Below are 18,574 nucleotides of genomic sequence, written 5' to 3'. Positions count from 1 at the left end.
TTGAGCAGTAGTCGGGCTTCCGCAGCCGGCTTGCAGCCTCACTCGGCCGCTTCCCGCTTGCCGCGCGGACGCCGCTCGAGCAGTTCCTTTAGATACTGGCCCGTATAGCTGCGCGGCTCGCGCATGACGTCCTCTGGCCGGCCGGATGCGACCAGTTCGCCCCCGCCGTCCCCGCCCTCGGGGCCGAGATCGAGGATCCAGTCGGCGGTCTTGATCACTTCCAGATTGTGCTCGATGACGACCACCGTGTTGCCCTGATCGACGAGCTCGTGCAGCACTTCGAGCAGCTTGGCTACGTCGTGGAAATGCAAGCCGGTCGTCGGCTCGTCCAGGATGTAAAGGGTCTTGCCGGTCGCCTTGCGCGACAGCTCCTTGGCGAGCTTGATGCGCTGCGCCTCGCCACCGGAGAGGGTGGTCGCCTGCTGGCCGACGTGGATATAGCCGAGTCCGACCTTGGCCAGCGTCTCCAGCTTGTCGCGCACCGCCGGCACCGCCGCAAAGAACTCCACGCCTTCCTCGACCGTCATCTCCAGCACGTCGGCGATCGATTTGCCCTTGAACAGCACTTCCAGCGTCTCGCGGTTGTAGCGCTTGCCGTGGCAGACGTCGCAGGTGACGTAGACATCGGGCAGGAAGTGCATTTCGATCTTGATGACGCCGTCGCCTTGGCACGCTTCGCAGCGGCCGCCCTTGACGTTGAACGAGAAGCGCCCCGGCTGGTAGCCGCGCGCCTTGGCTTCGGGCAGGCCGGCGAACCAGTCACGGATCGGTGTGAAGGCGCCGGTATAAGTGGCCGGGTTGGAGCGCGGCGTGCGGCCGATCGGCGACTGGTCGATGTCGATGACCTTGTCGAGGAACTCCAGGCCCTCGATGCGGTCGTGTTCGGCCGGATGCTCGCGCGATCCCATGATGCGCCGCGAGGCCGCCTTGAACAGCGTCTCGATGAGGAAGGTGGACTTGCCTCCGCCCGAGACGCCTGTGACGCAGGTGAAGGTACCGAGCGGAATTTCCGCGCTGACATCCTTCAGATTGTTGCCGCGTGCGCCGACCACTTTAATGGACTTCTTCTTCTTGAACTCGCGCCGGGCGGACGGCATTGGGATCTCGAACTCGCCCGTCAGATACTTTCCGGTGATCGAGTTGGGGTTTGCCATGACCTGTTGCGGAGTGCCTTCGGCGATGATCGTTCCGCCGTGGATACCGGCGGCCGGGCCGATGTCGACCACATAGTCCGCGGTCAGGATCGCGTCCTCGTCGTGCTCGACGACGATCACCGTGTTGCCGATGTCGCGCAGATGCTTGAGCGTATCGATCAGCCGGGCATTGTCGCGCTGATGAAGGCCGATCGAAGGCTCGTCGAGCACATAGAGCACGCCCGTCAGACCCGAGCCGATCTGCGAGGCGAGCCTGATGCGCTGGCTTTCGCCGCCCGACAGCGTTCCTGAATTGCGCGACAGCGTCAGATAGTCGAGGCCGACATCGTTCAGGAAGCGCAGCCTTTCCCTGATCTCCTTCAGGATGCGCAGGGCGATCTCGTTCTGCTTGGCGTTGAGCTGGCCCGGAAGATCCGTAAACCAGCGGTCGGCGGCGCGGATCGAGAGCTCCGTGATCTGGCCGATATGCTTGCCGGCGATCTTCACCGCGAGCGCTTCCGGCTTCAGGCGATAGCCCTTGCAGGCGGGGCAGGGCGTGGACGACATGAAGCGCTCGATCTCCTCGCGCATCCAGGCCGATTCCGTCTCCTTCCAGCGGCGCTCGAGATTGGGGATCACGCCTTCGAACGTCTTGGTCGTCTTGTAGGAGCGCAGGCCGTCGTCATACTGGAAGGTGACTTCGCGCTCGCCCGTGCCGCGCAGGATGGCCTGCTTCGCCTCCTCGGACAGATCCTTGAAGCGATCGCCGAGCTTGAAGCCGTAAACCTTCCCGAGCGCCTCGAGCGTCTGGGCATAATAGGGCGAGGTCGATTTCGCCCAGGGGCTGACGGCACCGTCGCGCAGCGAGACGTTCTCATCCGGCACGACGAGGTCGGCGTCGATCGCGCGCTGGCTGCCAAGGCCGTCGCAGGACGGGCAAGCGCCGAACGGATTGTTGAACGAGAACAGACGCGGCTCGATCTCGGGAATGGTGAAGCCGGAAACAGGGCAGGCGAACTTCTCGGAGAACAGGATCCGCTCATGCGTCTCGTTCTTCGATTTGTTGGCGGATTCCTCCGCTGTGGCTTCGGCCGGCAACGGCTTGTCGGCAAACTCGGCAACGGCGAGCCCGTCGGCCAGCTTCAGCGCCGTCTCCAAGCTGTCGGCGAGCCGCGCCGCGAGGTCCGGTCGCACGACGATGCGGTCCACCACCACGTCGATGTCGTGCTTGTACTTCTTGTCGAGCGCGGGAACGTCGGCGATCTCATAGAAGACGCCGTCGACCTTGACGCGCTGAAAGCCCTTCTTCTGAAGCTCCAGCAGTTCCTTCCTGTACTCGCCTTTCCTGCCTCGCACGATCGGCGCCAGCAGATAGAGGCGCGTGCCTTCGTCGAGTTCCAGGACACGGTCGACCATCTGGGACACCGTCTGGCTTTCGATCGGCAGGCCCGTGGCGGGCGAATAGGGGATGCCGACGCGCGCATAGAGCAGACGCATGTAGTCGTAGATCTCGGTCACCGTGCCGACAGTGGACCGCGGATTGCGAGACGTGGTCTTCTGCTCGATCGAGATTGCCGGAGACAGGCCGTCGATCTGGTCGACATCCGGCTTCTGCATCATCTCCAGGAACTGGCGGGCGTAGGCCGAAAGGCTCTCGACATAGCGCCGCTGGCCTTCCGCGTAGATCGTATCGAAAGCCAGCGACGACTTGCCCGAGCCAGACAGGCCCGTCATCACGATCAGCCGGTCGCGCGGCAGGTCGAGGTCGACATTCTTCAGATTGTGCTCACGCGCACCGCGAATGGAGATGTATTTGTGATCGGCCATGGCCGGTCCGCCGCCTGTGTTGTGGAGTTCGGGTGGCTGGGTCGCTCCGGCCAGGCCCTTATGTAAGCACGTTTGTCGCTACGTCGAGGCCGGCGCCGGATCCGCCGGCCACCTCGTCGAAATTGTGGTCTAGCCGGGTTGCGCCCGTAAGGGCAAGCAAAAAGAACAAAGGCCGAACACGCTCCTGACAAACAGCGTGTGGAAAAACCCGTACGACGAGGCGGCCGCGATCACATTTTTCCGTTCGGGCCAGGGAAAGGTTGACGCCGGGCGAGGCAGGGGGCAAACTTCGACAGTCACCCGAAGCCGAGCGCTCACAGGGCGCTCTTCGTGGCCGCCGGGCCGTTCGCGAGACGCCGTGAACAGCGGATTAGCGCGTCGGAAGACATTGGAGCAACGGACAGAGGAGCGGAGGCATGACCCCACCGGACAGTCCAGATTGGCTCCACTGCGTGTGGAGCCGCGCCAGGTAACGTTGCCCGTGGGGCAACGCTGATCTGACGTAAATCCCCTACAATCAGAGACCATAGTCGGATCGTCGGCAGAAAGCCGCGTCGCATCCGAAATGAAAGCCGGCAGCTAGAACTCCGGCAATCGAATCAGAAGTTCGAGAAAAAGGCCCTGCGAGCTCCCAGTGGCGGCAGGGCCGTTTCTTTGTGCCCGGCAGCTACGGGCCGGGATGGGCTACCGGCGATCCTCGCCTGCGATCTCGGGGCCGAATCCGATCTCGACGGAAACGCTGCCGGAAATCCTGATATCGGTGTTGCCGGCCTTGAAGGTGTAACCGCCCCCTTCCGACGGCGCTTCGAGGGGTTCGGGGGCAGGCGCCACGATGCTGTAGGCGCCCTCGACGCCGGGAAGCTTTTCGGAGGCTGATCCGGCTTGGCGCTGATCCGCCAACGCAGGGAATCCCGCAAGAGACGCGGCCATGCCCGTAGCGGCGAAGCGAAGCAGTCGGGATGTCGTCATCATGACGGTTGTATAGGGCGCTCCGGCGTCAACGCCAAGTCACGATATTGTTGACCCGGCGGTTGGCCTGCGACGGCCGGCTCCCGGCCATATGTGTGCGACATAGGGCTGAACGACCGGCCGCATTTCCCGACGCTCTTGCCATCTCCTGCAATGGCGTGTAGAACATAAAGAGAACAAAAACTGTTGTGGACAGGACGCTGAATTGACCGGCGGCGCGGCGCACCGCCGAGGGTGATCGGTTAAAGTGCGCCGCGAACAAGCATTGGTTTCGGACGAGCGCGGAGAAGTTTCATGGCGGGTAGCGTCAACAAGGTCATTCTGGTGGGGAATCTGGGCGCCGATCCCGAAATCCGGCGGCTGAACTCCGGCGATCCGGTCGTCAATCTGAGGATTGCGACATCCGAGACGTGGCGCGACAAGGTCTCCGGCGAGCGCAAGGAGAAGACCGAATGGCACAGCGTCGTCATCTTCAACGACAATCTGGCCAAGGTCGCCGAGCAGTTCCTGAAGAAGGGCATGAAGGTCTATGTCGAGGGTCAACTCCAGACCCGCAAATGGCAGGACCAGAACGGCCAGGACCGCTACACGACCGAGGTCGTGCTGCAGAAATTCCGGGGCGAGTTGCAGATGCTCGACGCCCGCGGGCAGGGTGGTGAAGGTCAGGGGAGCTATGGCGGCGGTGGCCGCGGCTCCGACCACCAGCGCGGATCGGACTTCGGCCAATCCGGCCCGAATGACGGTTTCGGACGCGGTGGCGGCGGCTCGTCGCGCGATCTCGACGACGAGATCCCATTCTGACCGCTGACGATGTGTGCCCGCTGCGGCGAGTTCGGCAGCCATCGCTTCGCCATCGCCGAGCGGGCGCCGCAGCGTCTTCGCGGCCTGGTCTGGGAAGGCACCTACGCCGAAGCGGCGGCGGGGGCGATCCATCCGCTCATCGAGGAGATGAAGATCGCCGCGGCCGCCGAAGACGATCCTTGGTCCCGTATGATCATCGGGATTTCATGGAACGACCGGCCGGACGGGTTCCGCTACTTCGTCGGGATCGAGGCGGCGGAATACATGGCTCCGGCCGCCGGGCACCGGCTCCTCTCATTGCCTGCGATGCGTTTCGCCTGCGTCTGGCACGGTCCCGACGATGGCGATGTCGTAAAGCACTATGGCCGGATGATCGACTGGATCGAGACCGAAGGACAAGAGCGGGACGTCTCGATCCTGCATCACCGCGAAGAATACCCTGCCGACTTCGACCTCGCCGGGCCGCCAGTGCTGCGTGTGATGCTACCGCTGACGCCGGCCGGGAACCTTACGTCTGGTGCCTGACCGTTCGGCCGCCATGGAGGCGGCTTGAAGCACGATCGGCTGATCGGCCGAGCCTCGGCGCGGCTCATCCCGCCGTCAGGGCCTTGACGCCGTCGGCCACGAACTGAACGGCCAGCGCGGCCAGGATCACGCCCAGCAGCCGCGTAAGGATCGACCGCCCCGTCTGACCGAGGAACTTGTCGACGCGCTCGGCGACCAGAAACACCAGGTAGGTCAGGATGATGCCGACCAGGATGACGCCAACCAGCGTCGCCTGACCGCCGATGCCGGGCAGCGAGGCCGAGAGCAGCACCACGGCAGAGATCGCGCCGGGGCCGGCTATCAACGGGATAGCCAGGGGAAAGGCGGCGATGTTGTGGATCTGGTCCTTGGTGATCGCGGCGTCGGCGCTTTTCTCCTTTCGCTCCTGGCGCCGCTCGAAAATCATTTCGAAGGAGATGAAGAAAAGGAGCAGGCCACCGGCAACCCGGAAGGCAGGCAGCGTGATGCCGAACACCGACAGGATGCCCGCCCCGGCGACCGCAAAAAGGGCAAGCACAAGAAAACCGATGAGAGACGCCCTGAACCCGACTTGCTGACGCTGTTCGCGGTTCATGCCGCGCGTCAAGGCCAGGAACAGAGGAGCGAGGCCGGGAGGGTCTATGGTGACGAGGATGGTGACGAAAGCGTTGAACAGACTGTCGTAGTTCGGCATCAAGCATCCCCCCGTGTCCGGGGAAAGTCGTATCGCAACCTTCCCCCAGACGCCAGCGGGCGCGGCGCGGACACGGCAAGCTTTGCGACCCTGCTGAAACGGAGGAGACAGGGAACGAGCCGGTGTCAGGCCTGCTCCTTGCCGCAATAGGCCTCGAGCCGGTAGCCGTCGGGATCGACGACAAAGGCGGCGTAGTAGTGCTCGCCATAATCGGCACGCAAGCCGGGTTCGCCATTATCCTTGCCTCCCGCACCAAGCGCAGCGGCATGAAATGCCGCGACCGCGTCGCGCGTCGGTGCGGAGAAACAGAAATGCAGGCCGGAGTCCCGGTCAGCCGGAACGGGTCGCGCAGCCTCGTTCACCCAGAATGCGACAACGTCACGCCCATAGCCGAGCGAGCCAGGCCCTTCGCTAAGGCAGCTATAGCCGAGTGGCGACAGAACGGCATCGTAGAAGCCCTTGGAGGAGGCGGCGTTCCTGACACCGATGGATACGTGGTCGAACATGGCTTTTCCTTTCCTGATAATTGTCAGTCCTGGCGGCGGGCAAAGAACTCCACCTGCAGACGCCACGTCGCGCCCTGGTCGGGCGATCGTTCCCCCAGCCAGTGGAAGCTCCGAGGTGTAATTTCGGTGAAGCGCCAGCGCACCGGCGCTCCAGTGGCGTCGGTCCCGTGCTGGACGATGTCGTTGCCGTCGGCCCGGCCGATCTGGCGCAGATGGTTCTGCCCGACCGGGTCGACCCAGATGATGTGCCAAGAGTCTATGCCGGGGTCGTAGACTCGCAAGGTCGTGCCGAACAATGACGGCATCTCGCCTTTCGCAGCAGGGACAAGCCAGACGTCCTGGATGGCGCGACCGCCCAGAACCCAGCCGAAATGGATTTCGCCAGGCGACTTCCGCGTCGTCCCGTCATCGAAATGGCGGACGGCATCCATGTCCCAAGTGCCGATCAGCCAGCCATACAGTCCCGACTTGTCGGCCCGGTCGCGGTCTGCACCATCCGCATGGAGCGCCGCCGGAAAGGAGGGAAAAGTGGTCATGATGGATATCCTTGTGTCAGGAGATGCCGCCAGTCTGGCCGGGTCCCGCTTTTGACGCTTGGGAAAAATTGCTATTTTCGACATATGACGGTGACGGCTTCGATATTGGCTTCCGGTCCCGGCTGGCAGGTTTCGGACATCGTCTGCGCGGCGGGCGTTGGTGATAGGCCTTTCGAGGAACAGCACCGCAGCTTCTGCGTGGCGGCCGTCACGCACGGGACTTTCCGATACCGCGCCTCGCTCGGCACCGCGATCATGGCACCGGGGGCACTCCTACTCGGCAACCCTGGTACCTGCTTCGAATGCGGACACGATCATTCCGCCGGCGACCGTTGCCTCTCGTTCCATTTCTCGCCCAGCTATATCGAGGCGGTCGCCGCCGAGCTTCCCGGCGTGTCGCGGTTGGGCTTCGGGACGCCGAGACTGCCGCCGGTGGCGGCGCTGGCCCCGCTGCTTGCCGATGCCGAGGCAGCGCGGGACGACGGTGACATAGGGGCCTTCGAGGAACTCGGACTGCGCCTGTCAGGGGCAGCCGTCAGCATCGCCAACCACGAGCCGAAGCGGGACCGGGCACCCAGCACGCGGGACGAAAAGCGCGTCAGCGAGGCGCTGCGGCGCATCGAGGCGGATGCCGACCAGACGATCTCCATCGACGGGCTCGCCAGCGAGACGGCGACCAGCCCCTATCACTTTCTGCGCAGCTTTCGCACTGTGACCGGCATGACGCCGTATCAGTATCTGTTGCGGACCAGGTTGCAGCGCGCCGCCGTGCGGCTGCGCACGTCGGACGAACCCGTCGCGTCGATCGCCTTCGATGCCGGTTTCGGCGATCTTTCGACCTTCAACCGGCGTTTCCGGCGCATCATGGGCGCCACGCCGAGCGACTATCGCCGACGAAAGGCGCCAGCCGGCCCGGACCGGAAGCCCTGAGGAAACATCCACTGAACATCGGGCGAGCAGTAGAATACGGTCGACGGACGAGCCGTCGGGTGTATGGTGCTCCCATGTTCGCGATCGCATCGAACGGTTCGCCGGCAACCTCAGGACGAACGGTGGAACGAGTGCCGGTCGGTCGTTTTCCGAATAATATCGCGACTGTTCCCTCCGGCCGCTGCCGCGGCCTTTTGACACCTGGCAATATCACATTGAAACGAAAGGAAAAATAGGCCCGGCAAAAAGGGCGTTTCCGCGCCGTTGTCCCACGATCCGATTGGAGTGGCGGCCCGCTTTCCTATATAAGACAGAAGTGATTCCCAATCTGATCGTGATCCATATTGACTGACCAGAAGACACCCCGCGGGCCGGATGGCGGCCCGACCGGCATCGAGCCGATATCCATCATCGAGGAGATGCAGCGCTCCTATCTCGATTACGCCATGAGCGTGATCGTGAGCCGCGCCTTGCCAGATGTGCGCGACGGCCTGAAGCCCGTGCATCGGCGCATCCTCTATGCCTCGCATGAGAGCGGCTATCACTGGAACCGCAAATATGTGAAGTCGGCCAGGCCCGTCGCCGACGTGATGGGTAAATACCATCCGCACGGCGACGCCTCCATTTATGACGCCCTGGTGCGCATGGCCCAGGACTGGTCGATGCGCGTGCCGCTCATCGACGGACAGGGCAATTTCGGTTCGATCGACGGCGATCCTCCCGCAGCGATGCGCTACACGGAGGCCCGTCTCACCAAGGTGGCTCACGAGCTTCTGGAGGACATCGACAAGGATACCGTCGATTTCCAGGACAACTACGACGCCAGCGCCGAAGAGCCGAAAGTCCTTCCCGCGCGCTTCCCGAACCTTCTGGTCAACGGTTCGGGCGGCATCGCCGTCGGCATGGCGACCAACATTCCGCCGCACAACCTCGCCGAAGTGGTCAACGGCACGATCGCGCTCATCGACAATCCGGCGATGGATCTGCCGTCGCTGATGGAGATCATCCCGGGGCCGGATTTCCCGACCGGGGGACTTATCCTCGGTCGCTCCGGCATCTACAGCGCCTATTCGACAGGTCGCGGCTCGATCATGATGCGCGGCAAGGTCCATTTCGAGGATATCCGCAACGACCGCGAGGCGATCGTCGTCACCGAGGTCCCCTATCAGGTCAACAAGGCGGCAATGATCGAGAAGATGGCCGAACTGGTGCGCGAGAAGCGCATCGAGGGCATCTCCGACATTCGCGACGAGAGCGACCGCCAGGGCTATCGGGTGGTGATCGAACTGAAGCGCGACGCCGTTGCCGACGTCGTGCTCAACCAGCTTTATCGCTATACGCCGCTGCAGACCTCCTTCGGTGCCAACGTCGTGGCGCTCAACGGCGGCAAGCCCGAACTCTTGACGCTGGTCGACATGCTGAAGGCCTTCATCGCCTTCCGCGAGGAGGTCGTCAGCCGCCGCACCAAATATCTGCTGCGCAAGGCGCGCGAGCGCGCCCATATCCTGGTCGGCCTGGCGATCTCGGTCGCCAATATCGACGAGGTCATCCGCACCATCCGCAATGCGCCCGACCCCCAGACGGCGCGCGAGCAGTTGATGGAGCGGCGTTGGCCGGCTGGCGACGTCGAGGCACTGATCCTGCTCATCGACGATCCGCGCCACCGCATCAACGAGGACGGGACCTACAATCTCTCCGAGGAGCAGGCGCGCGCCATCCTCGCCTTGCAACTGTCGCGCCTGACCGCGCTTGGCCGGGACGAGATCGCGGACGAGTTGAACAAGATCGGACTCGAGATCACCGACTATCTCGATATCCTCGGCTCGCGGGCCCGGATCCAGCAGATCATCAAGGATGAACTGGCCGCGGTGCGTGACGAGTTCGGCACACCCCGCCGCACCGAAATAACGGATGCCGGCACCGACATGGATGAGGAAGACCTCATCCAGCGCGAGGACATGGTCGTCACCGTCACCCACGAGGGCTACATCAAGCGGGTCCCGCTCTCGGTCTACCGAACGCAGAATCGCGGCGGCAAGGGCAAGACCGGCATGTCCACAAAGGACACGGACTTCCTAACCCGGCTGTTCGTCGCCAGCACTCACACGCCGATCCTGTTCTTCTCGTCGCGTGGCATCGTCTACAAGGAGAAGGTCTGGCGGCTGCCGGTCGGCACACCGCAATCTCGCGGCAAGGCCCTCATCAATCTCCTGCCGATCGAGAGCGGAGACCGCATCACGGCCATCTTGCCGCTGCCCGAGGATGAGGCGCAGTGGGGCGAACTCGACGTCATGTTCGCGACCACGCGCGGCACGGTGCGGCGCAACAAACTGTCCGACTTCGTGCAAGTCAACCGCAACGGCAAGATCGCCATGAAGTTCGACGAGGCCGGGGATGCCATCCTCGGCGTCGAGACCTGCACGGAAACCGACGACGTGCTGCTCACGGCCGATTCCGGCCAGTGCATCCGTTTCCCGGTCAGTGACGTCCGGGTCTTCAAGGGTCGGGATTCGCTCGGCGTCCGCGGCATCTCGATGGGCGAGGGCGACCGCGTCATCTCCATGGCTATCCTCGAGCATGTCGACGCGACCCCGGCGGAACGCGCCGCCTATCTCAAGCAGGCGGTCGCCGAGCGGAAGATGGCCGGGGCCGACGAGGAAGAGATCGCGCTCACCAACGAGGAGGTCGGCGAAGAGACGACCCTGCCGCAGGAACGCTACGACTTCCTGAAGGCGCATGAGCAGATGGTTCTCACCGTCAGCGAATATGGCTACGGCAAGCGATCCTCTTCCTACGATTTCCGGCTCACCGGCCGCGGTGGCAAGGGCATCCGGGCGACCGACGTCTCCAAGACCGACGAGATCGGCCGGCTGGTCGCGACCTTCCCGGTGGGTGCCGAGGATCAGCTCATGCTGGTGTCCGACGGTGGACAGGTCATCCGCGTGCCCGTCGGCGGCATCCGCATTGCCAGCCGCGCGACCAAGGGCGTCACAATCTTCAACACCGCCGAGGGTGAAAAGGTCGTTTCGGTCGAGAGGATCTCCGAGCCGCAGGATGACGGCAATGGGGGATTGGTGGAGACCGGCGCTTCCGACGCAGGAACGCCCGGCGGGACCGGCGAGGCCTGATGCCGGCTGCGTAGGCCGGCAACGCTACATCCACCTCGCGGATGCGACCGATCTCGGGCCGTGGCCGCCCCCGAAATGGCTTATGTGCCCTGTCTACCGGCACTCGGCGCAGCGCCGGTGGCGGTCAGGCATGGCGCCCCGCGCATTCGCGGCGGCAAGGTCTTGCTGATGCTTCGCAACATCACGCTCTACCAGGCGTTCGGCTGACGCGAGACCGGCCTACGGCCCACACCGATCGTCCCGGCTGGATGGTTGTGGATATGGCGAAGGAAGTGCCCGGCGGCTGGATACCGCGAGTCATTGGAGAAGCTCAGCGCGGACCGAAACGATCGAACTTGTTCTTCCGGTCGTCGAAGCGAACCTGCTGCGCTTCCTGATGGACGCCGAACGCAGTCGCGATCAGCATCGCTATTGTCATTGCGGCGGCGAGCATGAAGATCATCATGGTTTCGGACTCCTGCACCCAACAACGGTTACATGGGGATTTGGTTTCAACCTTCGAAGGCCGAGCGTAGATGCGGATGCGTGAACTTTCCGTGATCGGCCCATTCATTCCATGTTCATGTCAAGCGAAACCAGGCTGAAGCGATTTGCCTTTGCCGGGCCGGGCCGCTAGAAGCAGCAGCCATGAAAGAACGCATCGCCATCTATGCCGGATCCTTCGATCCGCTGACAAACGGCCATCTCGATGTGCTGAAGGCCTCGCTGGCCGTCGCCGATGTCGTCTACGCCGCGATCGGCATCCAGGCGGCGAAAAAGCCGCTATTCAGCTTCGATGAGCGCGTCGCTCTGATCGAATCGGTTTCGGCGGCGGAATTCGGGCCGGATGCGAGCCGCATCAAGGTGGTCTCGTTCGATGGGCTGGTCGTCGATGCGGCGCGCAGGCACGGCGCCTCGATCATGATCCGCGGCCTGCGCGACGGCACCGACCTCGACTACGAGATGCAGATGGCGGGCATGAATGAGACCATGGCGCCCGATCTGCAGACGGTGTTCCTGCCGGCGAGCCCTTCGGTGCGAACCATTACCGCCACGCTTGTCCGCCAGATCGCCTCGATGGGCGGCGACATCCGCCCGTTCGTGCCGGCGCCCGTCGCCATAGCGCTCGTCGACAAGTTCAAATCGTAGAGGTCCGAGGAGACATCCATGACTTTCGCAAGGCTTGCCGCCTTCGCCGCCTTCCTTTTGATGGCGGTCGGCGTCTCGGCCCCGTCGTTTGCGGCCGATCCCGAGAATACCATGATCGTCACGCTGAAGGAGGGCGACGTGACCATCGCGCTGAGGCCCGACCTGGCGCCGAAGCACGTCGAACAGATCAAGGCGCTGGTGCGTGAAGGCGCTTATGACAACGTCGCCTTCCACCGGGTCATCGACGGCTTCATGGCGCAGACCGGCGACGTACAATTCGGCAACCTCGCCAAGGACTACGATGCCGACAGGGCAGGCATGGGCGGATCGAGCAAGCCGGATCTGCCGGCCGAATTCTCCGGCGAGAACTTCACGCGCGGCGTCGTCGGAATGGCGCGCGCTCAGGATCCCAATTCGGCGAACTCGCAGTTCTTCATCATGTTCGCGCCGGCGTCTTCACTTGACGGCCAGTACACGATCGTCGGCAAGGTGGAGAGCGGCATGGAATTCGTCGACGGGATCAAGAAAGGCGACGCCAACAACAACGGCCTCGTCACCGACCCCGACCGCATGGTCAAGGTCCGCATCGCGGCCGACCCGAAGTAAACCTCCAGAGAAGGACCAGGCAAATGGCCGAGATCAAGGATCGCGAAAACGCGCTCATCATGGAAACCACAAAGGGCAATGTGGTCATCGAACTTTTGCCCGACCTTGCCCCGGGACATGTCGCGCGCATCAAAGAGTTGGCGCGCGAAGGTGCTTATGACGGCGTCGTCTTCCATCGCGTGATCGACGGGTTCATGGCTCAGACGGGCGACGTTCGGTACGGCAATTCGACCAAATCCTCGTTTAACCCCGGTCGAGCTGGCATGGGCGGCTCCGACAAGCCAGATCTGAAAGCCGAGTTCTCCAACGTGAACCATAGCCGCGGCACCTGCTCCATGGCTCGTGCGCAGGATCCGAATTCCGCCAACTCGCAGTTCTTCATCTGCTTCCAGGACGCCGGCTTCCTCAATCGCCAGTACACGGTGTGGGGCCAGGTGATCGAAGGCATGGAGAATGTCGACAAGATCAAGCGCGGCGAGCCGGTTGTCGACCCCGACAAGATCGTGTCCATGAAAGTGGCCGCGGACGTGGCGGCCTGAGGTGAAGCCCGTGGGCGGCGTTTTCTGGTCCCTGCCATGGAGTCGCCGCCCGGCGGGTCGTCGCCTTTCATGCGCCGATCAATTCTCAGTCGGGCCAGGCAATGGGATTCCCCGTCGCTGGCCGGAGCTATGATGCGCGCGGCCGGCGCGTTGATGATCCGGCTCTACTGATACGATGCGCGTAGACCTGTTCGACTTCGACCTGCCCGAAGACCGGATTGCCTTGCGGCCCGCCGATCCGCGCGACGCTGCCCATATGCTGCTCGTGGGGCCGGGCGAGGCCCTCGGCGACGGGCGCGTCTCCGATCTGCCCGGCCTGTTGCGTCCGGGAGACGCATTGGTCTTCAACGACACCAAGGTGATCCCGGCGCAGCTTTCCGGCATTCGCCGGCGCGACGACGCCGCGGCCCAGGTCGACGCGACATTGCATATGCGTGTCGCCCCTGATCGCTGGCTGGCTTTCATGCGCCCCGCCAAGCGCGTCATGCCAGGCGATCGCATCCAGTTCGGTCATGGCGGCAATGCCTGTTTCCTCGGCACGCTCGACGCCACGGTCGCTGAAAAGCACGATGCCGGCGAGGTCCTGCTGGTCTTCGATCTCTCCGGACCTCTGCTCGACGAAGCACTGCACGCGGTCGGCCATGTCCCGCTGCCGCCCTACATCGCCTCGAAGCGCGCAGACGACGAGCGCGACCGCGACGACTACCAGACGATCTATGCACGCGAGGAGGGAGCCGTCGCCGCTCCGACTGCGGGTCTGCACTTCACGCCGGACCTGATGGCCCGCCTCGACCGGGCCGGCGTCGAACGGCACTTCGTCACGCTCCATGTCGGTGCCGGCACCTTTCTGCCGGTGAAGGCTGAGGACACGGCCGCGCACAAGATGCATGCGGAGACGGGCGTGGTGAGTGAAGCGACCGCTGCCGCATTGAACGCGGTCAGGCGAAAGGGCGGTCGCATCGTCGCCGTCGGCACCACTTCGCTGCGGCTCCTGGAAAGTGCGGCCAGGGACGACGGCACGATCCAGGCATGGTCGGGCGCGACCGACATCTTCATCACGCCGGGTTATCGGTTCCGCACGGCCGACCTGCTGATGACCAATTTCCATCTGCCGCGCTCGACCTTGTTCATGCTGGTCTCGGCCTTCTCCGGTCTCGACACGATGCGGGCGGCCTATGCCCATGCCATCCAAAACGGCTATCGTTTCTACTCCTATGGCGACGCAAGTCTGCTGTTCCGCAAGGAGGAGAGCGATGGATGACGATCTCGACACCATGGACCGCGCAGCATTGATCGCGGAGATCAGGAAATTGCGTGCAGGCATTCGCGAGCACCGCGACGCGACCGGCCATGACCTGTGCTGGCATCATCCTGATCTATGGGCCCTGCTGCCGGAGAAGACCGATCCGGCAATCGCCGTGCCGCCCTGGCCGAAATTCATGCGCGGCTGCATCCGCTACCGCCAATCGCTCGACCGGCAAGCCCCGGGCGCTCCCATTCATGACCAGGAATTCGATGGCTGACCAATTTTCGTTTCGTCTCATCGCGACCGACGGCAAGGCGCGGCGCGGCGAAATCACCATGCCGCGCGGCTCGGTGCGGACGCCTGCCTTCATGCCCGTCGGAACCGGCGGTACGGTGAAGGCCATGTATCTCGACCAGGTCCGGGCGCTCGGCTCGGACATCTTCCTGGGCAATACCTATCACCTGATGCTTCGGCCGGGCGCCGAACGCGTCGGGCGGCTGGGCGGCCTGCATGAATTCGCCCGCTGGCCTTACCCGATCCTGACCGATTCCGGCGGATTCCAGGTGATGTCGCTGGCGCAGCTGCGCAAGCTTTCCGAACAGGGCGTCACCTTCCGGTCCCACATCGACGGCGCCGCCTATGAGATGTCGCCGGAGCGTTCGATCGAAATCCAAGGCCTGCTCGATTCCGATATCCAGATGCAGCTCGACGAATGCGTGGCGCTGCCGGCGAAGGAGAACGACGTCGAGCGCGCCATGGAGTTGTCGCTGCGTTGGGCCGAGCGCTGCAAGGCGGCCTTCGGCGACCAGCCAGGCAAGGCGATGTTCGCCATCGTCCAGGGCGGCGACGTCGCCCGGCTGCGCATCCGTTCCGCCCAGGCTCTCTCGGCAATGGGGCTGAAGGGTTACGCCGTCGGCGGTTTGGCGGTGGGCGAGCCACAGGCTGTGATGCTCGACATGCTGGAGGCCACATGTCCCGAGCTGCCGGCCGATAAGCCGCGCTATCTGATGGGGGTGGGCACGCCTGACGATATCCTCAAATCCGTGGCGCGGGGCATCGACATGTTCGACTGCGTCATGCCGACAAGGGCAGGGCGCCACGGCCTGGCCTATACGAGGCGCGGCAAGGTCAATCTGCGCAACGCCCGTCATGCCGAGGATCCGCGCCCACTGGACGAGGAAAGCGACTGCCCGGCCGCGCGCGACTATTCCCGCGCCTATCTGCACCATCTGGTGAAGTCGGGCGAGGCACTCGGCGCCATGCTGCTCACCTGGAACAATCTCGCCTATTATCAGCGTCTGATGCGGGACATCCGCGACGCGATCGAGGCGGAGGTGTTCGCTGAACGCTCCGCGCTCATCACCGAGGACTGGCAACGCGGCGACCTGCCGGCACGGTGAGCTTCGAGCGCGGAAGCCAGAAGGATATCGGCAAGAACTACGTGCTCAAGGTGTTGGATGCCCTCAGGCTGCAACCGGTGATGCGGAACGTGCCGTCGGGCTGGAGTTCGAGCGTATAGACCGCCTCATATTCCTTGCCGTCGGGTCCGGTGATCAACACCTGCTGGATGATCGATGTCGGGCTCGACTGCTCGACTTTGCCGAAGGCATAGTTGCGCGGCCGACGCACCGGCATGTAGCCGTTGGTGACCATGTCCATGAAGCTCTCGACCGTGGGGAAGATACGCTTCACATTCGGCGCGGCGAAGGAATAGGCCAGCGCACCGTCGTCCGCGAGAAATGCCCTCAACTGGCTGTCGATCGTGGATTGGGCCGCTCTGACTTCGGCGTCCCCGGCCAGGCCCGGCACGGCCGACAGCAGGAGAATGGCGGCGGTAATCACGTAGCTGCGCATGGCCCAACTCCATTGTTCGGGCTCGGCTCGGCACTTCCGACGATAACATAACATACGGGCCGAAGTCCGAAGCGGTTTCAGGGCCGGCCCTCGGCTTCCCGATGCAGTGGTGGTGGGGCCAAACGTTGTTTGGGTTTGAAGTTCCTTGCCGCCCGTGTCATCAGGGGCCTTCGCATCCACCATATCGGCGCGGCCTCCTGCGGACCGCTGCAGAACCAGGGACAGGCCATGAAGGCGTTTTTCGTGCAGATCAAAACCGAACTGGGCAAGGCCTATGAGGTCGCGGCCGCGCTCGTCGATGCCGAGATCGCATCCGAGGTCTATTCGACGGCCGGCGACTACGACCTGCTGGTGAAGTTCTATGTCGACGAGAACGAGGATGTCGGTCATTTCGTCAACCAGAAGGTCCATTCGATTCCCGGAATCAAGGACACGTTCACCACGGTGACGTTCCGGGCGTTCTGACCGGCCCCGACATGTGCCGCAGCTGCAGGCATGGACTGCACCGATCGGCGATCTTCTGCCCATGCCCTGAGCACGGCTGAACTCTCGCGCAGCAACCATGCGATTGCGCTTGCTTTTCTTCTTCGACCCATCTTCAAATGGGGCCAAGAGGGAGTGCGCGCGTGGTTGCGTTCGACGAAATGAAGCCGGGCGATACCGGCCTTAGAAAGCCTTACTCGGCTTATGACAGCTGGCTTCAGGAGCAGGATCCGGCACGCCTCACCGAAAAGACCAGCGACGCCGAACGCGTCTTCCGCAAGACCGGCATCACCTTCGCCGTCTATGGCGAGGAGGAGGCGGCGGAACGGCTGATTCCCTTCGACATCGTACCGCGCATCATTTCGGGCTCGGAATGGCGCCGCCTCACCCAGGGCATCGAGCAGCGCGTACAGGCGCTGAACGCCTTTCTCGACGACATCTATCACCGCCAGGAGATCCTGCGCGCCGGGCGCATACCGAAGCAGCTCATCGCCGCGAACGAAGCCTTCCTGCCTGAAATGATCGGAGTGAGACCCCCGGCCGGCGTCTACACTCACATCATCGGGGTCGACATCGTCAGGACCGGCGAGAACGAGTTCTACGTGCTGGAGGACAATGCCCGCACTCCGTCGGGCGTCTCCTACATGCTGGAGAACCGCGAGACCATGATGCAGCTCTTCCCGGAGCTCTTCCAGCGCGTCAAGGTGCGGCCGGTCGAAAACTATCCCCAGCTCCTGCGCCAGTCGCTGGCAGCGGTGCGCCCGAACGGCGTGAAGGACGCGCCTTGCATCGCGGTGCTGACCCCCGGCAGTTTCAACTCGGCCTATTTCGAGCACGCCTTCCTCGCAGACCAGATGGGCGTGGAACTGGTCGAGGGTACTGATCTCCGAGTGGTCGACGGCCATGTCGCGATGCGCACCACGGAGGGCTACAAGCGCATCGATGTGCTTTACCGCCGTGTCGACGACGCGTTCCTCGATCCGCTCAGCTTCCGTCCGGATTCGGCGCTCGGCGTCGCCGGCATCATGGATGTCTACCGCGCGGGCAACATCACCATCGCCAATGCGCCCGGCACGGGAATCGCCGATGACAAGGCGATCTATTCCTACATGCCGGAAATCATCGAGTTCTACACCGGTCGCAAGGCGATCCTGGAGAACATCCGCACTTTCCGCTGCTCCGAACCCGACAACCTGAAATATGTGCTCGAGCATCTGGACGAACTTGTGGTGAAGGAGGTTCACGGTTCTGGCGGCTATGGCATGCTGGTCGGACCGACGGCATCGAAGAAGGAGCGCGAGGCTTTTGCGAAGAAGCTCGCCGCAAGGCCGTCCAACTACATCGCGCAGCCGACACTTTCGCTGTCGACCTGCCCCATCCTGACCGAGAAGGGCCTTGCGCCCCGTCACGTGGACCTGCGCCCCTTCGTGCTCGTCTCGGACCGTATCCAGATCGTGCCGGGCGGCTTGACGCGTGTCGCGCTCAAGGAAGGATCGCTGGTCGTCAACTCCTCGCAGGGCGGCGGCACCAAGGATACGTGGGTGTTGGATGACTAGAGACAGCGAATAGTGGGTAGCGAATAGCGAGTAGGGCAAGAGGAGGGTAGCAGAACCACGATGAAATCACTTCGCCTCTTCCCCTATTCGCTATTCGCTACTCGCTACTCGCT

General features: G+C 63.5%; 20 protein-coding genes. 13 read left to right on the top strand and 7 right to left on the bottom strand.

From position 1 onward, the window contains the following. Positions 1-38: 38 nt before the first annotated feature. Positions 39-2,960: an excinuclease ABC subunit UvrA gene (gene uvrA, locus JN280_RS24100; protein ID WP_202305970.1), complete on the bottom strand. Its 2,922-nt coding sequence runs from the start codon at positions 2,958-2,960 to the stop codon at positions 39-41. 684 nt (positions 2,961-3,644) lie between these two features. Beyond that, complete coding sequence (locus JN280_RS24095) at positions 3,645-3,860, bottom strand: hypothetical protein (RefSeq protein ID WP_244741995.1); 216 nt, start codon at positions 3,858-3,860, stop codon at positions 3,645-3,647. A gap of 363 nt (positions 3,861-4,223) precedes the next feature. Here JN280_RS24095 and ssb point away from each other — a divergent pair, with 363 nt between their 5' ends. Then, on the top strand, positions 4,224-4,730 hold the full coding sequence (ssb, locus tag JN280_RS24090; protein WP_202305966.1) for a single-stranded DNA-binding protein: 507 nt from the start codon (positions 4,224-4,226) through the stop codon (positions 4,728-4,730). Between the two features lie 9 nt (positions 4,731-4,739). Next, the gene (locus tag JN280_RS24085; RefSeq protein WP_202305965.1) at positions 4,740-5,255 is read left to right on the top strand and encodes a GyrI-like domain-containing protein; all 516 of its coding nucleotides are present in this window, start codon (positions 4,740-4,742) and stop codon (positions 5,253-5,255) included. A gap of 64 nt (positions 5,256-5,319) precedes the next feature. Here the strand turns inward: JN280_RS24085 and JN280_RS24080 are convergent, their stop codons facing one another. The 3 genes from JN280_RS24080 to JN280_RS24070 all read right to left on the bottom strand — a co-directional run bounded on the left by JN280_RS24080 (position 5,320) and on the right by JN280_RS24070 (position 6,991). Continuing rightward, positions 5,320-5,949 carry a MarC family protein gene (locus JN280_RS24080; protein ID WP_202305964.1) on the bottom strand — a complete coding sequence of 210 codons (630 nt, stop codon included), beginning with the start codon at positions 5,947-5,949 and terminating at the stop codon, positions 5,320-5,322. Positions 5,950-6,074: 125 nt separating this feature from the next. Next, positions 6,075-6,455 (bottom strand): VOC family protein, encoded by a 381-nt coding sequence (locus JN280_RS24075; RefSeq protein ID WP_202305962.1) that lies wholly within the window; start codon positions 6,453-6,455, stop codon positions 6,075-6,077. 23 nt (positions 6,456-6,478) lie between these two features. Next, positions 6,479-6,991 (bottom strand): hypothetical protein, encoded by a 513-nt coding sequence (locus tag JN280_RS24070; RefSeq protein WP_202305960.1) that lies wholly within the window; start codon positions 6,989-6,991, stop codon positions 6,479-6,481. 84 nt (positions 6,992-7,075) lie between these two features. Here JN280_RS24070 and JN280_RS24065 point away from each other — a divergent pair, with 84 nt between their 5' ends. The 3 genes from JN280_RS24065 (at position 7,076) to JN280_RS24055 (ending at position 11,256) form a co-directional block, all read left to right on the top strand. Further along, positions 7,076-7,921: a helix-turn-helix domain-containing protein gene (locus tag JN280_RS24065; protein WP_202305958.1), complete on the top strand. Its 846-nt coding sequence runs from the start codon at positions 7,076-7,078 to the stop codon at positions 7,919-7,921. A gap of 344 nt (positions 7,922-8,265) precedes the next feature. Beyond that, entirely contained in the window at positions 8,266-11,049 is a 2,784-nt protein-coding gene (gyrA, locus tag JN280_RS24060) for a DNA gyrase subunit A (RefSeq protein WP_202305956.1), read from the top strand. Positions 11,050-11,109: 60 nt separating this feature from the next. Further along, positions 11,110-11,256, top strand: a complete 147-nt coding sequence (locus tag JN280_RS24055; protein ID WP_202305954.1) for a hypothetical protein — start codon at positions 11,110-11,112, stop codon at positions 11,254-11,256. A gap of 103 nt (positions 11,257-11,359) precedes the next feature. Here the strand turns inward: JN280_RS24055 and JN280_RS24050 are convergent, their stop codons facing one another. Continuing rightward, entirely contained in the window at positions 11,360-11,602 is a 243-nt protein-coding gene (locus tag JN280_RS24050) for a hypothetical protein (protein ID WP_202315345.1), read from the bottom strand. Between the two features lie 74 nt (positions 11,603-11,676). Between JN280_RS24050 and coaD the strand changes: the two genes are divergently transcribed. From coaD to tgt, 6 genes are all read left to right on the top strand, one after another. Next, entirely contained in the window at positions 11,677-12,177 is a 501-nt protein-coding gene (gene coaD / locus JN280_RS24045) for a pantetheine-phosphate adenylyltransferase (RefSeq protein ID WP_202305953.1), read from the top strand. A gap of 18 nt (positions 12,178-12,195) precedes the next feature. Next, a complete protein-coding gene (locus JN280_RS24040) occupies positions 12,196-12,783 on the top strand; it encodes a peptidylprolyl isomerase (RefSeq protein ID WP_202305952.1) in 588 nt (195 codons plus the stop codon). Positions 12,784-12,806: 23 nt separating this feature from the next. Continuing rightward, entirely contained in the window at positions 12,807-13,322 is a 516-nt protein-coding gene (locus JN280_RS24035; RefSeq protein ID WP_202305951.1) for a peptidylprolyl isomerase, read from the top strand. 175 nt (positions 13,323-13,497) lie between these two features. After that, positions 13,498-14,583 carry a tRNA preQ1(34) S-adenosylmethionine ribosyltransferase-isomerase QueA gene (gene queA, locus JN280_RS24030; RefSeq protein ID WP_202305950.1) on the top strand — a complete coding sequence of 362 codons (1,086 nt, stop codon included), beginning with the start codon at positions 13,498-13,500 and terminating at the stop codon, positions 14,581-14,583. Then, positions 14,576-14,845 carry a hypothetical protein gene (locus JN280_RS24025; protein WP_202305948.1) on the top strand — a complete coding sequence of 90 codons (270 nt, stop codon included), beginning with the start codon at positions 14,576-14,578 and terminating at the stop codon, positions 14,843-14,845. Before queA ends, JN280_RS24025 begins: the two co-directional genes overlap by 8 nt. Continuing rightward, positions 14,838-15,968: a tRNA guanosine(34) transglycosylase Tgt gene (gene tgt, locus JN280_RS24020; RefSeq protein WP_202305947.1), complete on the top strand. Its 1,131-nt coding sequence runs from the start codon at positions 14,838-14,840 to the stop codon at positions 15,966-15,968. Before JN280_RS24025 ends, tgt begins: the two co-directional genes overlap by 8 nt. Before the next feature lie 37 nt (positions 15,969-16,005). Here the strand turns inward: tgt and JN280_RS24015 are convergent, their stop codons facing one another. Beyond that, positions 16,006-16,422, bottom strand: a complete 417-nt coding sequence (locus JN280_RS24015; protein ID WP_202305945.1) for a DUF4864 domain-containing protein — start codon at positions 16,420-16,422, stop codon at positions 16,006-16,008. 228 nt (positions 16,423-16,650) lie between these two features. On the opposite strand from JN280_RS24015, the gene JN280_RS24010 reads away from it, so the two are divergent. Together JN280_RS24010 and JN280_RS24005 are read left to right on the top strand one after the other, a co-directional pair. Further along, positions 16,651-16,887 carry an Lrp/AsnC ligand binding domain-containing protein gene (locus JN280_RS24010; RefSeq protein ID WP_202315012.1) on the top strand — a complete coding sequence of 79 codons (237 nt, stop codon included), beginning with the start codon at positions 16,651-16,653 and terminating at the stop codon, positions 16,885-16,887. 161 nt (positions 16,888-17,048) lie between these two features. Continuing rightward, positions 17,049-18,461 (top strand): circularly permuted type 2 ATP-grasp protein, encoded by a 1,413-nt coding sequence (locus tag JN280_RS24005; protein ID WP_202305943.1) that lies wholly within the window; start codon positions 17,049-17,051, stop codon positions 18,459-18,461. The last annotated feature ends 113 nt before the right edge of the window (positions 18,462-18,574 follow it).

This window comes from Mesorhizobium sp. L-8-10 (genome assembly GCF_016756635.1).
In the GTDB taxonomy this organism is placed as follows: Bacteria; Pseudomonadota; Alphaproteobacteria; order Rhizobiales; family Rhizobiaceae.
Note: the sequence above shows the minus strand (reverse complement) of the source record. Positions and strands in the feature narration are given on the sequence as shown.

What these genes read in the sequence shown, in the direction of transcription:
- uvrA (WP_202305970.1), bottom strand. Translation starts at nt 2,960, where the DNA reads ATGGCCGATCACAAATACATCTCCATTCGCGGTGCGCGTGAGCACAAT.
- ssb (WP_202305966.1), top strand. Translation starts at nt 4,224, where the DNA reads ATGGCGGGTAGCGTCAACAAGGTCATTCTGGTGGGGAATCTGGGCGCC.
- JN280_RS24085 (WP_202305965.1), top strand. Translation starts at nt 4,740, where the DNA reads ATGTGTGCCCGCTGCGGCGAGTTCGGCAGCCATCGCTTCGCCATCGCC.
- JN280_RS24080 (WP_202305964.1), bottom strand. Translation starts at nt 5,949, where the DNA reads ATGCCGAACTACGACAGTCTGTTCAACGCTTTCGTCACCATCCTCGTC.
- JN280_RS24075 (WP_202305962.1), bottom strand. Translation starts at nt 6,455, where the DNA reads ATGTTCGACCACGTATCCATCGGTGTCAGGAACGCCGCCTCCTCCAAG.
- JN280_RS24070 (WP_202305960.1), bottom strand. Translation starts at nt 6,991, where the DNA reads ATGACCACTTTTCCCTCCTTTCCGGCGGCGCTCCATGCGGATGGTGCA.
- JN280_RS24065 (WP_202305958.1), top strand. Translation starts at nt 7,076, where the DNA reads ATGACGGTGACGGCTTCGATATTGGCTTCCGGTCCCGGCTGGCAGGTT.
- JN280_RS24050 (WP_202315345.1), bottom strand. Translation starts at nt 11,602, where the DNA reads ATGAATGGGCCGATCACGGAAAGTTCACGCATCCGCATCTACGCTCGG.
- coaD (WP_202305953.1), top strand. Translation starts at nt 11,677, where the DNA reads ATGAAAGAACGCATCGCCATCTATGCCGGATCCTTCGATCCGCTGACA.
- JN280_RS24040 (WP_202305952.1), top strand. Translation starts at nt 12,196, where the DNA reads ATGACTTTCGCAAGGCTTGCCGCCTTCGCCGCCTTCCTTTTGATGGCG.
- JN280_RS24035 (WP_202305951.1), top strand. Translation starts at nt 12,807, where the DNA reads ATGGCCGAGATCAAGGATCGCGAAAACGCGCTCATCATGGAAACCACA.
- queA (WP_202305950.1), top strand. Translation starts at nt 13,498, where the DNA reads ATGCGCGTAGACCTGTTCGACTTCGACCTGCCCGAAGACCGGATTGCC.
- JN280_RS24025 (WP_202305948.1), top strand. Translation starts at nt 14,576, where the DNA reads ATGGATGACGATCTCGACACCATGGACCGCGCAGCATTGATCGCGGAG.
- tgt (WP_202305947.1), top strand. Translation starts at nt 14,838, where the DNA reads ATGGCTGACCAATTTTCGTTTCGTCTCATCGCGACCGACGGCAAGGCG.
- JN280_RS24015 (WP_202305945.1), bottom strand. Translation starts at nt 16,422, where the DNA reads ATGCGCAGCTACGTGATTACCGCCGCCATTCTCCTGCTGTCGGCCGTG.
- JN280_RS24010 (WP_202315012.1), top strand. Translation starts at nt 16,651, where the DNA reads ATGAAGGCGTTTTTCGTGCAGATCAAAACCGAACTGGGCAAGGCCTAT.